Source organism: Streptococcus rifensis (assembly GCF_053203525.1).
In genome coordinates, this window is record NZ_JBRUCW010000001.1 from 160464 (window position 1) to 173488 (window position 13025).

Consider the following 13025-nt stretch of genomic DNA (forward strand, 5'->3'; position numbering starts at 1 on the left):
CTCACCAAAGGAGAAATGATTATGACCCAGACAGTAGAAGATATACGTTACCAATTAGAAGAATGGTTAGCACAAGGTTTTACAAGCTCCGAAGACCGAGCTAACTATCAAGCCTTAAAGGAACAATATGAAGATGAAACCCTTGATTACAGCTTTTCAAAGCGAGAAATCATTGGTCAATTAGAGGTAATTATCACAACTCGTGAGAATGACTTTCCAGATTTAGATGAGGTCACCAAAGAAGAGTATCTTAACCTAGTGGCACAACTGGATGACCTAGACAAGGGACAGGCAGATTATTATCGCAAGCAATTAACGTAGAAAGAGGTACAGATATGATTGAACAAATTATTCAAAGTCTTTTGATTATCGCAGCAACAGGGCTGATTTTGCTTGTCCTATACCAGATTGCGAAGATGCTTGGAAGCTTATTTGTCATTGGATTAATCGGATTTTTAGCTTTCACAGAAGTCTATGGGATTTACCTCTTTTTTACAGAGCGATACCTCTATGTGGAAGATTTAGCCACCAATGGAATTTTCAGCTTTACCGCTTTCTATATTATTTTTAATCTTTTACTTGTCTTTGGACTTGTTAGAAAAGTTGTTAGAAGTCGGATGGCATAAAAAATAAGAAAAAGGTTTAGAATTAACGTTTTATTTGACGTATTCTAAACCTTTTTTTGTGAAACATCTATTAGTTAAAGTGAGAAATATATGATCATGTTAGTAATTGAAATACAATTAAAGTTTTAAGAACTGTATTCATTCTTTTTTAGATGTATTTTTGCTAAAGTAATAATCCCACTCTTTCATTGTATCAGAGTTAAAAATAATATTAACTGTTTCTAGAATCGTTTCATGTATTTTTATTGCTTTCTCTTTGTCCCCCCATAAATAATCAAACATTGCTTGAAGTTCATGTAGATATAGCTTTTCAAAAGAAAAATAGGTTGGGTATTTTTTACAAAATAATAGTGTCAAAAGTTTTTGGCTAGCATCTCGTTCTTTTCGTTCTAGAAAAACAGAGAGGCAGTTTAGAACAGTATCAATTTTTATACGATCGAGATTATTTTTTAAAGATTGAGGAGTATCTTCGAGAATAGTGTTAGTGAAGACTATAAGTGCATTAGTTGTGAAATAAGGTACTAGATTACCGAGTAGACCAATATCAAGATTTGTCCAATATTCTAATGAAAAAAAGTAGTCAGTAAGTTGAAAAATAGTATTGTGATTAACCGTTACTTGTTCGAGCTCGCAAATTAAAACTTCTAGAACGAGAGACATTATTTGATAAATGTATTGACCTTTTTGATATGATAACTCAGAAAGATATAACTTTAGTTCAGAGAGTACCTGGATATCTTTGTTATTTATTGCTTCTTCTAACTGTTCAATTAGCGAGTAAAAATCTTTATCTTGAAAATCTTTCCATTCAAAGAATTCATTAATTTCAACTAGCATAAATCCTAGAAGTTGAAATAGCACATCATTTGAAAGGGTTGTATGTCCATTTTCAAAATCAGAAATACTAGTAGCGGATCCAGCCACTTCTCCAAGTGCTTTTAAGGATAGTTTTCTTTGTTTACGAATGGCCTTGAATTTTTCTCGATTCATCATATTCGGATTTCCGAAATTTCTCCTTCTTACTTTTTTTACATTATATAATATCGGTATCAAAAAGGGAAGGAGAAAAAACATGATTATCAATGAAATTGTAGAACATGATTTTATTCAAGATTATGAAATCTTTAAAAATCTTGGATGTGGTTCAGGTTGCTAGATGATTTCCGATAAAACCTATGTTCACTTTTCTGTAAACACTATTAATCAAATAAAAAAAATTAAAAATTATTTGTTAGGTTGATAGTTTACTTGAACATATGTGGTAACTGCCCACAGTGTTCCATATGACCTATATTTCAAGGGCAGAGAGTATACTTTCTGCTCTTGAAATATTATTTTTAAAGGAGGAACTTGATGAATTATTCACGTTATGTTGTATCAATCCCAAAGGATGAAAATACCTTTTTGTTTAATACAAAGAATAATTTGGCTATTAAAATTGAGAATCGTCTATTTAAAAAGATTGAAAATGATATTTTTAATGAACGTACCTTTAATGAGAAATGCCAACGTATGCAGCAAAATATACTACAAAATTTTGAACTTGCGATTTTGTCAAATAAAATAAACTATGAATTGAAGGTGGAGTGATATGAAAACAATACTCAAAAATATTTCTAAGGTCAAGCTATTTCTATACCTACTATTTGCTCTACTCTATTCCTTGCAAGGTTTATTGACATCTTTTCTTATTCAAATAGCAGGGCAGATTAATGCAAATGATACTCGAATAATTTTATCATTTGGATTTTTTGGAGTGCTACTGTTTGTCTTTATATACTTTTGCATGTATGTAAATAATATCTTAGCACGGTCAATGATTAAGGACATTAATGTAATCATCTCCCAAAAAGCACTCCAAAATTTTTATCAAAAAAAATTACATTACAGCTCCTCAGAGCTAAACTCATTTTTGGCACAAGATATTCCCATGTTTTGGCAAGAGTATCTTACCCCTTTAATTATTTATCCTATCTTTGGACTATCTATTCTTGCATCAGTATCCTACCTTTTAATGCAACATATTCAACTTGGTTTATTATTTACAGTTGGAGGATTTTTAATGATTATACCTCAGTTTGTATTTAATAAACTTTTACAGAGACGTGGTGAAGAGCTGAGTTCATCTAGAGAAAAAAGTATGGCATCTATTACAGATTTTACAAAAGGAATAGATACTATTCGGAGCAATCAAGCTGGCCAACAGTTTTCAGACCATGTTTTAGATGATATCGAGAACACTGAAAATAAGCAATATCATTATTTTACAAGTCATAATTTGGTCATGTTTTGGACCGGACCTCTTAAAGGTATTGGCTTAGTGATCCCTTTAATGATAGGTTTATTACTCACTAGAACGACGTCTTTAACACTGACAACCCTATTAGCTATGATGACAGCATCTATGAATCTCATTTCTCCTTTACAACAACTCCTAGAAGCCACATCAAGTCTACAATCAGCATCTGCTATTAAGGATAAGGTCGTTTCAATTTTACAGTTAAGCGATGAGTGCATTAATATTGAGAGTGGCACAGTAAAAATAGGAAAGTTACGAATTTACCTAGATCAATTAAGTAAATCATTTGGAGAAAAAAATCTCTTTCAGAAATTATCGCTAAGTATTTCCTTTGGGAGAAAAGTTTTGGTTACAGGAGCGAGTGGTAGTGGTAAGACAACCTTGTTTAGAATATTAAGTGGAGAAGATATTGAATTTTCAGGAAATATATATATTGAAAACGAAAATGAGACATTTTTCAAGCCATCATATAATATTGTTTCAATTATTCATCAAAAACCTTATATTTTTAACGGTAGCTTGAGGGATAATTTGACTTTGTTCCAGCATTTTTCAGACAGAACTTTACAGGATGTATTACAAAAAGTAAATCTGTTTGAGGAAGTTGGTGGAAATCTTGAAATACATCTTGACGGACAAAATTTATCGGGTGGTCAAATGATGAAATTAGAATTGGCTAGATGCTTGCTAAGACTTAAGCCGATTTTACTCGTTGATGAGGTAACGGCTGCGTTGGACGAGACGAATGCGAAAGAGATACGGCACCTGATTCATTCCCAAGATTGTACAATAATCGAAATTTCTCATAAATTCAATAAAGACAATTATGATGAGGTTATTAATTTAGAAGAGTACAGAGTCTGTAATTAAGAGTTGTGAAACTAAGGGGTTTTATAAATTTAGTTTTGCTATTGATTTAGGAATTGTTTTTATATATTAGGTTGGGTTAATGTCAAAGTTAACCTCTTTTTGTGATAACTTTTTCAAGTTCATCTTGTTATCATAGTGCTATCTTATGGAAAAAGGAGATAGCACTAGTGATGTTAAATAAAATGAAGGCTAGATTTTTGATTGGTTTTGGTGGTCTAGCAGTCACCAGCTTTATGGTGATGATGGGCTACACCATTGGTTCTCAGTCTGTAACCAATCACACGCAGAAACAGATTCAGACTGAAGCTCATAAACTGCTGATCAAAGAGAAAGAAAAAGAGAAGGCAAGTGTCCTCTCTGATGAGTTAGTCAAGGAATTCCTTACCCAATACTATACCAAGGAAAAGCTGGGCGAGAACAACAACCGTATCAAGCCCTATATGACAGATTCTGCCTTTAAGGAAGAGGTAGCTCGTCAAGAAGATTCTATCAACCAAGTCTATAAAGACTATATGTTGGATTATCGCTTTGAGTCTGCCAATATCTATGTCAATACAGAAGAAAATGAAGCTTTTGTGGAAGTGTCTTATCAGGTTGTTTACGTGTCAGATGTCAGTGACAAGGCTCAGAAAAGTACACAGACAGAAACGACCTCTCTTAAACTATCTTATGCCAAATTGTCAGATAAACTCCTTGTCAATCAGGTAACCATTTGGAATGGGAAGCTAGGAGACTTGAAAGAATCTTCTGATGAAGTAAATTCAAGCATTCCAAAGATTCAAGGCACTACGACAAGTGAGACCAACTAGCAGGAGTATATCTTCTGCTTTTTTGATAAGGAGATGAGATGACAAGAATTGAAAAAGTGAAACAAAAGGCGATTCTAGAGGTGGCAGAAAGTCTAGGTTATTCTTTTAAACGACTATCAGCGCAAGTCTATGAACATCCAGAACACGATTCTTTTAGGATTTTTGCGGATACCAATACTTTCAAATGGTTTTCACGTGACATCCAAGGAGATGTGATTGATTTCGTTCAGTTAATGACAGGAGTGTCTTTTAAAGAAGCCCTGTCTTACCTTGAAACTGGAGACTTTGAACAGGCTAAGGTGTTCGAAGAGACCTACCAACCCTTTCGTTATTATCTAAGGGAAGAACCATTTGACCAAGCACAGATATACCTGAATGACATTCGTGGTCTAAGTGATGACACTATCAATGCTTTTGGCAGACAAGGTCTATTAGCACAGGCACATTACCAGACAAAGATCTTTCAGGAATCAGTCCTTGTCTTTAAAAGTTACAATCATCATGGACAACTAGAGGGGGCAAGTCTTCAAGGGCTTGTCAAAAATGCTCAGAGACATGATCGAGGTTACCTCAAGAAAATCATGAAAGGGTCTCATGGATATGTGGGAATGAGCTTTGATATTGGAAAACCGAAACGCCTTATCTTTTGTGAATCGGTAATTGATATGATGAGTTATTATCAACTCCATCAGAAGCAGTTATCAGATGTGCGTTTAGTTTCTATGGAGGGCTTAAAACTCTCTGTGATTGCTTATCAGACACTAAGGTTAACAGCAGAGGAACATGACAAGCTCAATTTTTTAGATAATATCAAGCCAAGTAAATTAACGCATTTTCTTCGTATCATACAAGAAACAACTATCTTTTTTCAGAACCACCCAGGTTTGATAACATTAGCTGTTGACAATGATGAAGCAGGGCGAGACTTTTGTCAGAAGTTATCTGAGAAAGGACTTCCCATTGAAATAGACTTACCATCATTACAGGAACTGGAAACTAAAGCAGATTGGAATGATGTCGTGAAAAGTCAGAGAAATCTTTCTCTGAGAGATGTGATCCAATCGGCCAAGTTACAAGTTATCCGAAGCAATCCTCCGCCTAGAAAAAATACTGCTTTAGAGTTGTGATAACAAAATCAAGTTTCTTAGATTAATCTAGAAAGTGATAAGGAGGACACCCTATGAGTCTGATTGAACGCCTAGTTGAAAGAGTGGCTAGGCAAGAGGAAAAAGTTGCGAAAGAAACGGAAAAACTAGAAACTTATCGCAGTCAATTACAAACAGCGATGTATCAAGCCTTTATCAAACGCCAACAAAATAGTCCCTGGACATTTGATGAAGCATTGACGCAAGCCTTTGGCCAGTATGAACAAAAACCAATACCATCAGATAATAGAAATGAGGAATAACACATGACAAAAGACTGGACCTTTGACCAACCCTTAGATGATAACACACCGACATCTTCATCGGAAGAACGTGCGAAGATTGCGGCACTATTTCATAAAGAAAACCAAGAGGGCACTGAAGATGTTGACTATGTGGCAGCCTTTGAAATGGAACAACAAAAGGCTAAAAATCAGATGGCTCCACAGCAAGAACCTCAAAAGCAATCTATACCAGATGTAAAGCCCTCCTCAACTATTACCAGTGACTACAAGCAACACCTAGCCGATGTGATGGATCAAAACAATGAGGACATTCGTCAAAGTCAGAAGAAAATTGAAGAGTTGCACCAGTTGATTGATGACAAAAATAAGCAAAATAAGAAATTACAAGCCATTTCAGCAGCTATTGATGACTTGTAACGATGAGCAGTCCTCACAAGGGCTGCTTTTTATGGGGAGAGAAGATGAAGTTATTCAAAAAACGAACACAACAACAAGATAGTTTTAAGCGTCTTATTCATCGGTTATCAGGAATGTCTGAATCGGACTTACATAAGGTCAACCAATTATTAGATGTCGTTTTTGACGCTACACGTCAAACTATCCATGATGAAAAAAAGTCTCCTAAAGCTAAGCCAAAGGAGCCAATCTTAGATGAGACCATTACTGAAGCTAAGAATACACTGAAGACTGAGCAACTTGAAAAGCGGATAGAGCAGTTTAGGCAGGCGAAGAAACCGAAAAGCGAATAATGCACCATTTTTGGTGCGTTGTTCGCTTTTTGTGTTATAATGAAAGTAACTAAATAGGAGGCCATCATCTATGATTGGAGAGAATATTAAATCGTTACGTAAAACCCATGATTTAACACAACCAGAATTCGCAAAGATTGTTGGAATTTCACGAAATAGCCTTAGCCGTTATGAAAATGGAACAAGCTCTGTTTCGACAGAACTGATAGACCGTATTTGTCAGAAATTCAACGTGTCTTATGTCGATATTGTAGGAGAAGAAAAAATGCTAACACCAGTAGAAGATTATCAATTAACGTTAAAAATAGAAGTCATTAAAGAGCGAGGCGCAGCGATTTTATCCCAACTGTATCGCTATCAAGATAGCCAAGAAATTGCATTTGACGATGAAACCAATCCTTGGATTTTGATGAGTGATGATTTGTCTAATCTTATCAATACCAAGATTTATCTTGTTGATACCTTTGATGAGGTAGAGCGTTACAATGGTTATTTGGATGGTATTGAGCGAATGTTGGAGCTTGCTCGTCATCAGGTGGTGGCTTAATGCGGTTAGAAGAATTTAGCAAAGATGACTTTGAATTAGCCTTAAAACGGACTCTTCGTTCCTTAACTCGTGGTAAAACGACATCAGTTAACCCCAAAGCCATCTTAATTGGTGGGCAAAGCGGAGCGGGTAAGACAACGATACACCGTATCAAGCAGAAAGAGTTCCAAGGTAATATCATTATTATTGACGGTGACAGCTATCGTTCTTTACACCCGAACTATCTAGTTTTACAAGAAGAATACGGTAAAGATAGCGTGGATTATACCAAAGGTTTTGCAGGAAAAATGGTGGAGCATCTTGTCGATGAGCTAAGTAAACAAGGTTATCATTTGTTAATCGAAGGAACCTTGAGAACAACAGAAGTCCCAAGAAAAACTGCTCGGCTATTGAAATCACGAGGCTATCAAGTCTCATTAGCTTTGATAGCAACCAAGCCTGAATTGTCCTATCTCAGCACCTTAATCCGTTATGAGGAAGTCTATGCAGTGAATCCAGGTCAGGCTAGAGCAACTCCTAAAGAACATCACGATGGTATTGTAGAACATTTAGTTGATAATCTAAGAGAGTTAGAAAACGATAAACTCTTTGACCAGATTCAAATATATAAAAGAGATAGAACATGTGTCTATGATTCTGAAAAAGATGATGGTTCAGTAGCAGAAGTTCTACAAGAATGCCTCTTCGGAAAATGGAGCAAGGTTGAGGAGGAGATGCTTAAAGTGGGGCAGGAACGGTTGAGGGAATTTAATAAATAGTAAAATAATAAGGGAGATTAAGTTGGCGAGTTCAAATGTTGATCAAAATAGAAACGCGACATCAAGTTGGAGTGGTTATATTCATCAAGGAAAAGTTGGTTTTTTAGTAGCATTAAGGCAACTACGACAGTGTATTAAAGATAATGTAAATTATGAGGAGTATAGTATACGGTATGAGAATGCTGAGGACTTTGACATCATTGGCAATGATGGGCAAGTATTATCGAGGCATCAAGTGAAAGCATATATTAATGGAAATGGGAGAGAAGATTACTCAGATTTATTTAATATACAAAAGAGGAAGTTTGAAGATGGAAAGGAAAAAATAGATACAAAGGGGTTTCAAATACACTCCTTTGATGGACAGGGAAAAATAAAATCTGTTGATGTTCGTACTGATTCTAGATATGTACATGTCATTGTGGATGTGATTGATTTCAAATTATCTCGATATGAATATTTAAAAAAAGATGGTCGCAGAAAAAACTATACTGATAATAATTCCTGTATTCAATTATATCCATATGATAGAGAAAAAAACATTTGTTATTGCCCACTTTCACAAGACTATAGTAATGATAAGATTAGAGAATATTGTATAACTGAAATTAAAGAGATTTTAATATTAGAAAAGTCTTTGTTAAAAGAAAATGAATCCCATTTACAACAGGTATATCTAAGATATATTGGAGCATTATTAGACCATAGTATTGGAGCAGCACATAACGAATCAGGATTCCCAAAAATCTCTCTAAAAGAGATTTTTGCCATTATTGAAGAGGAAGCACCTAAAGATGAAGTATATGAAATGAAAAATACTTTAATCTATAGTTGGGAGAAATATCATCGAGATTATGTAAGTGACATTTCTGATGATGATTTTAAACTGATGGACAAAATAATCAATCAATTACTGTCTATGTCTAAAGAAGAGTTTTGTGAGTTTGTAAGAATGGTTTTACCTCATGAAAAGTCTGATGAAGATTTTTTTAAAATATTTAATATAACTCTCTTAGAACGAATATTCTATTCGTTGATAAAAGATGTTCGAAAATTCTCGTTTAAACATTACAGTTTCTTAGATGAAGTAAAAAAAAGTTATAGATTCTCCTTAATCGATATTGAGGAGTCCCCTGGTCGTATTGCAACAGTAATTAAAAATATTATTGATAACTCAGAATTTTTAAAAGCTACTTTTAATCATGATTTTCTTATTAATAGGGATATAGATGGTTTTCCGATTGGAATAAGAATAGATGAATTTGATAGTATGTCAGATAATAGATATAAAGATGAATGGAATACAGGAGTACAACATAATATTTTTAAACCTAATATGGAATTCATTGGTATTAAGAAGGCAAAAGAAAAGAATTTGAGTGTGCAGGAGGACTAATTATGAGAGACATCGTTATAGAATTTTTACAAAATAATCATTTTAACCAGTTGGATACAGATTTTGATTTCTATACTAACTCGCAAAACTCAGAGTATTTTATAGTTAGTCAATATAGTCAAGAAGAGCTGTATAATTTTTTTGATGATGGTAAGACTTCACAAGTAATAAAAGAGTTTGAAAGACTGTCTGTGAAATCAGAACACGAGAATATTAAGAAAAATACCTCTCTGTTTATTTTGGTAAAAGTTGATGATTTGAAAGGAGCATTTGAAGATGAAAAAATACAAAAATCAATATTATTGATAGAAGAGGACTATTACTATTTTAGAAAGTTCGTTTTATTATACACTCAAAATGGGTTATCGGATTTACGAGACAAAGCCACTAATGAAGCACTCTATAATTATTTAGAATCTCATATTGATGATTTTGAAAAAGATATGTTTTTTAATGAATCGTATTTTATGGCGATGGAAATTGGAGTCAAATTACCGTTTTTTACGCTTCCTAAAAGAAATGATATTTATCAAAGTATAGAAAATCAGTATCATGATAATAAGGATGAACTAGATGATAGATTATTGGATTTTTATAGTAAAGTTACTGATGAGAACTTATCAGAATCACTAAAAGATATTTCTCTTGATGATGAAAATATTTCTGAATTACGAAAAATAGGGGAATTATTACCATGAGAATCAAAAAAATCATAATAAAAAACTTTAAAAATATAAAGGAAACTAGAATTATTGATTTTCAAGAGAATGTAACTTTGTTTGTTGGACCAAATGGATTTGGAAAAACTACAATTTTTGATGCCATTGAGTTATCATTAACTGGGAGAATCCGTCGAATTGAAGAGTCCGATTATAGCGATGGCAGAAGTAGTTTTAGCACTCCTTATTTTCAAAATAATCCTGAGGAAGATACATTCATTGAGCTAATGTTGACAAATGATGAAGGTAGTTCTTTGATAGTAACTAGCCTTTATAAGAGTTCTATGAATTCTGAAGGCAGCAATGTGCCAAAGTTTTCGTTTTCTAAATTCAAAAGAAGATTTCGGTTTGATTCAGAAATCTCAGTTCAACCGATTGAAGATTTTGATGGTTTAGATGAAAATGATATACAAAAAGAAATTAGGCAATTTTTAGGATATGAATCAGAAGTTTATAGCCTAGGTGATATTTTCGATTTATTTCATTATATTCAACAAGATGAAACAGCTTATTATTTGAAGCAAAAGGAGAAAGATAGAAAGGAACAATTGAATTTTCTATTAAATATTGGAAACTATGTTAATAGAAAAAATCGATTAGCTGAACTAAGAAAAACTCTACTGTCTAGTAAAAACGAGCTGGAAAAGAAAAAAAACGTGTTAAAAAATCTCTCTATAGGAAATGAGGTTATTTATAATGAGCTGCCCCTTAGAGCAGATTCTGACTTTGCTTTTAACAATGAGTCGATTGTTTTTGATGATGAATTGTCAAATGAAAGTTTAAATATATATCTATCAGAAATTGCTAAATTACAAGAATTTCGAAATTCATTCTCTCCAAAGGATTACTTCCTCAGAAGACAAAGTGAGCAGTTTGCGAGAGAGGTACTGGATGATAAGGATTTTATTATCTACTTAATAGTTAGAGAAATTCTTGAAAATCAGGAGAATATAGAGTATATTGAACAAAATCATACTTTAATTTCAAATGATAAAAATTATTCCTATTTTTTACTTAAAAATTATATCGGACAACTAGAGTCATTGGAAAATGACAGTAAAATGTTTAAACGTGGAAAAATTCTAGAGAGTCTGCTTGATGTAGAAATTGATAAACTTAATATAGAGTCAATTGAGAATTCTTTAAATAGCTTTGCAGGTTGGGAATTTGGCCAAGTATGGTTTGAAAGGTTTGATTCCAAGTTAACAAATTACAAGATTAAAAAAGAGCAGTTGGATGATGGAACAGATTCGATTAACAAGCTACTCGAGATAAGAAGTCGTCTAAAAGAACATAGTGATAATAACCATTCAGAATGTATATTTTGTGGTTATGATTGGATTGAAAGCAAGAATTTACTGCTTGCTTATGAAGAAACAACGAATCAACTACGTAAAAATTTGACTAATTTTGAAATAGAAGTTTTAAATTTGGTTGAAGAATTAAATAGATTAAAAATAGAGTTACAAAATCAGATTCAAATTGAGCAAGAGAGACTCTTTGTTCTTCCTGATGAATTTTTGGCGGTGATACGATCCATAGGTAATTATAATTTTCCTGAGTCTTTTAGCAACTTAGTTGTAATGAACTCAGAGATTACGCCTATGTCAGTTGATAAAAGTGCTTCGCTACAAAAGTTTGAGATTTTGAAAAAAGAGTTAATAAGTTCATTGCAAGAAAAACTGTTGATTCCAAATGAAGTCTATGGTACTTTCCTTAGAGTTGTAAATAAGAGAGTAGATTTTGAAACGCTTTTAGAAAAATATTCAGTTTTAGAGAGAGAATCTATAAAGGAATTTCAAATTTCGTTTGAAAATCTACCAACTAACTTGCATAAATTTCAAGAGAATGGTGGGAAACTTTCAGCATTTTTGGATGAACTTAGATCACAAATAGTATTTGACTATTCTAAAAGTTTAGATTCACAAAATCTATTTGATAAATACTATGCATCTAATGAAAAAACTTTTGAGGACTGTACTATAGAAAGGATCATTCAAAAACGAGAGTATATTATTAACCAGTTTGAATTACAAAGGTTGACGATGTTTAACCAAATTGATAATCGCCTTCAAATAATCGGACGAACAATTACTTATCTTCATCAGCGTGTTAGGGAATTAAATAATAATATAAAATCTTACCAAGAGCAGATGATTCAAAAGTTAAAGCTTCCTTTTTATATGTACACTGCTAAAATTTTACAAAATTACCAACAAGGAATGGGAGTTCTACTAACTACTCAAAATAATTCTAATATCAGGCTTATAGCAAATAGTAATAGTGAGCAGGATGTGATGTATCAATTGAGTTCTGGACAAGTAGCTGTTATTTCATTTGCTTTCACTTTGGCACTAAATACAACATTTAAGATTTCAAAAGAATTCAAATTTTTATCAATTGATGATCCGATTCAAGATATGGATTCTATGAATGTATATGCTTTGATTGATTTGATAAGGCATTCATTATCAGATTATCAAATTATTATGTCCACACATAGTGATGGTAGTGCTATGTTTATCAAATATAAATTTGAATTATTTTCAGATTCTGAAATATCAAATGTAGGACTAAAAAATATAAAGAATATTTTATTATTAGATGATGAAGTTAGCGATTAATAGACAGTGACTTGTTCTATTTATTACTAATGAAGTATTGGAATCATTATCATATATATAGAAAAAGAGAGCCCAGGCTCTCTTTTTTCTTACCTGCTATAGTAATGTGATAACTTTTCCAAATCATCCCTGCTATCCTAATATCATTCCCAAGAAAATCAAGTCTTGATTTTCTACTGGGGGTTTGGGGGCGAAGCCACCAAGTTATCTTATCGTTGGCTGTCAAAACTGGAAGGTT

General features: G+C 33.0%; 15 protein-coding genes. 14 read left to right on the forward strand and 1 reads right to left on the reverse strand.

Annotated elements, in window-relative coordinates; all coding sequences use genetic code 11:
* Window positions 1–21: 21 nt before the first annotated feature.
* The gene (locus ACVRYP_RS00725) at window positions 22–321 is read left to right on the forward strand and encodes a DUF5962 family protein (protein ID WP_447466897.1); all 300 of its coding nucleotides are present in this window, start codon (window positions 22–24) and stop codon (window positions 319–321) included.
* Between the two features lie 14 nt (window positions 322–335).
* Window positions 336–626, forward strand: coding sequence for a DUF5966 family protein (locus ACVRYP_RS00730; RefSeq protein ID WP_447466898.1), 291 nt, complete (start codon window positions 336–338; stop codon window positions 624–626).
* A 138-nt stretch (window positions 627–764) separates the two neighbouring features.
* On the opposite strand, the gene ACVRYP_RS00735 is transcribed toward ACVRYP_RS00730, so the two are convergent.
* A complete protein-coding gene (locus ACVRYP_RS00735; RefSeq protein ID WP_386702829.1) occupies window positions 765–1619 on the reverse strand; it encodes a helix-turn-helix domain-containing protein in 855 nt (284 codons plus the stop codon).
* 360 nt (window positions 1620–1979) lie between these two features.
* On the opposite strand from ACVRYP_RS00735, the gene ACVRYP_RS00740 reads away from it, so the two are divergent.
* The 12 genes from ACVRYP_RS00740 (at window position 1980) to ACVRYP_RS00795 (ending at window position 12787) form a co-directional block, all read left to right on the forward strand.
* Entirely contained in the window at window positions 1980–2216 is a 237-nt protein-coding gene (locus ACVRYP_RS00740; RefSeq protein WP_307122158.1) for a hypothetical protein, read from the forward strand.
* Between the two features lies 1 nt (window position 2217).
* Complete coding sequence (locus ACVRYP_RS00745) at window positions 2218–3795, forward strand: ATP-binding cassette domain-containing protein (RefSeq protein WP_307122159.1); 1578 nt, start codon at window positions 2218–2220, stop codon at window positions 3793–3795.
* 170 nt (window positions 3796–3965) lie between these two features.
* Window positions 3966–4604 carry a peptidylprolyl isomerase gene (locus tag ACVRYP_RS00750; RefSeq protein WP_307122160.1) on the forward strand — a complete coding sequence of 213 codons (639 nt, stop codon included), beginning with the start codon at window positions 3966–3968 and terminating at the stop codon, window positions 4602–4604.
* A gap of 38 nt (window positions 4605–4642) precedes the next feature.
* Entirely contained in the window at window positions 4643–5731 is a 1089-nt protein-coding gene (locus ACVRYP_RS00755; protein WP_307122161.1) for a toprim domain-containing protein, read from the forward strand.
* A gap of 53 nt (window positions 5732–5784) precedes the next feature.
* The gene (locus ACVRYP_RS00760) at window positions 5785–6012 is read left to right on the forward strand and encodes a DUF5965 family protein (protein ID WP_124758848.1); all 228 of its coding nucleotides are present in this window, start codon (window positions 5785–5787) and stop codon (window positions 6010–6012) included.
* A gap of 3 nt (window positions 6013–6015) precedes the next feature.
* Complete coding sequence (locus ACVRYP_RS00765) at window positions 6016–6411, forward strand: DUF5945 family protein (RefSeq protein WP_307122162.1); 396 nt, start codon at window positions 6016–6018, stop codon at window positions 6409–6411.
* 44 nt (window positions 6412–6455) lie between these two features.
* A complete protein-coding gene (locus tag ACVRYP_RS00770) occupies window positions 6456–6743 on the forward strand; it encodes a hypothetical protein (protein WP_307122163.1) in 288 nt (95 codons plus the stop codon).
* A gap of 70 nt (window positions 6744–6813) precedes the next feature.
* Entirely contained in the window at window positions 6814–7290 is a 477-nt protein-coding gene (pezA, locus tag ACVRYP_RS00775; RefSeq protein WP_307122164.1) for a type II toxin-antitoxin system antitoxin PezA, read from the forward strand.
* Window positions 7290–8048, forward strand: coding sequence for a type II toxin-antitoxin system toxin PezT (gene pezT / locus ACVRYP_RS00780; RefSeq protein WP_307122165.1), 759 nt, complete (start codon window positions 7290–7292; stop codon window positions 8046–8048). The genes pezA and pezT overlap by 1 nt, the downstream gene beginning before the upstream one ends.
* Before the next feature lie 22 nt (window positions 8049–8070).
* Window positions 8071–9444 carry an ABC-three component system protein gene (locus tag ACVRYP_RS00785; protein WP_307122166.1) on the forward strand — a complete coding sequence of 458 codons (1374 nt, stop codon included), beginning with the start codon at window positions 8071–8073 and terminating at the stop codon, window positions 9442–9444.
* Window positions 9445–9446: 2 nt separating this feature from the next.
* Window positions 9447–10142, forward strand: coding sequence for an ABC-three component system middle component 1 (locus tag ACVRYP_RS00790; protein WP_307122167.1), 696 nt, complete (start codon window positions 9447–9449; stop codon window positions 10140–10142).
* Window positions 10139–12787 carry an AAA family ATPase gene (locus ACVRYP_RS00795; RefSeq protein ID WP_307122168.1) on the forward strand — a complete coding sequence of 883 codons (2649 nt, stop codon included), beginning with the start codon at window positions 10139–10141 and terminating at the stop codon, window positions 12785–12787. The genes ACVRYP_RS00790 and ACVRYP_RS00795 overlap by 4 nt, the downstream gene beginning before the upstream one ends.
* The last annotated feature ends 238 nt before the right edge of the window (window positions 12788–13025 follow it).

What these genes read in the sequence shown, in the direction of transcription:
- ACVRYP_RS00770 (WP_307122163.1), top strand. Translation starts at nt 6,456, where the DNA reads ATGAAGTTATTCAAAAAACGAACACAACAACAAGATAGTTTTAAGCGT.
- ACVRYP_RS00735 (WP_386702829.1), bottom strand. Translation starts at nt 1,619, where the DNA reads ATGATGAATCGAGAAAAATTCAAGGCCATTCGTAAACAAAGAAAACTA.
- ACVRYP_RS00760 (WP_124758848.1), top strand. Translation starts at nt 5,785, where the DNA reads ATGAGTCTGATTGAACGCCTAGTTGAAAGAGTGGCTAGGCAAGAGGAA.
- ACVRYP_RS00745 (WP_307122159.1), top strand. Translation starts at nt 2,218, where the DNA reads ATGAAAACAATACTCAAAAATATTTCTAAGGTCAAGCTATTTCTATAC.
- ACVRYP_RS00730 (WP_447466898.1), top strand. Translation starts at nt 336, where the DNA reads ATGATTGAACAAATTATTCAAAGTCTTTTGATTATCGCAGCAACAGGG.
- ACVRYP_RS00765 (WP_307122162.1), top strand. Translation starts at nt 6,016, where the DNA reads ATGACAAAAGACTGGACCTTTGACCAACCCTTAGATGATAACACACCG.
- pezT (WP_307122165.1), top strand. Translation starts at nt 7,290, where the DNA reads ATGCGGTTAGAAGAATTTAGCAAAGATGACTTTGAATTAGCCTTAAAA.
- ACVRYP_RS00790 (WP_307122167.1), top strand. Translation starts at nt 9,447, where the DNA reads ATGAGAGACATCGTTATAGAATTTTTACAAAATAATCATTTTAACCAG.
- ACVRYP_RS00750 (WP_307122160.1), top strand. Translation starts at nt 3,966, where the DNA reads ATGTTAAATAAAATGAAGGCTAGATTTTTGATTGGTTTTGGTGGTCTA.
- pezA (WP_307122164.1), top strand. Translation starts at nt 6,814, where the DNA reads ATGATTGGAGAGAATATTAAATCGTTACGTAAAACCCATGATTTAACA.
- ACVRYP_RS00740 (WP_307122158.1), top strand. Translation starts at nt 1,980, where the DNA reads ATGAATTATTCACGTTATGTTGTATCAATCCCAAAGGATGAAAATACC.
- ACVRYP_RS00725 (WP_447466897.1), top strand. Translation starts at nt 22, where the DNA reads ATGACCCAGACAGTAGAAGATATACGTTACCAATTAGAAGAATGGTTA.
- ACVRYP_RS00795 (WP_307122168.1), top strand. Translation starts at nt 10,139, where the DNA reads ATGAGAATCAAAAAAATCATAATAAAAAACTTTAAAAATATAAAGGAA.
- ACVRYP_RS00755 (WP_307122161.1), top strand. Translation starts at nt 4,643, where the DNA reads ATGACAAGAATTGAAAAAGTGAAACAAAAGGCGATTCTAGAGGTGGCA.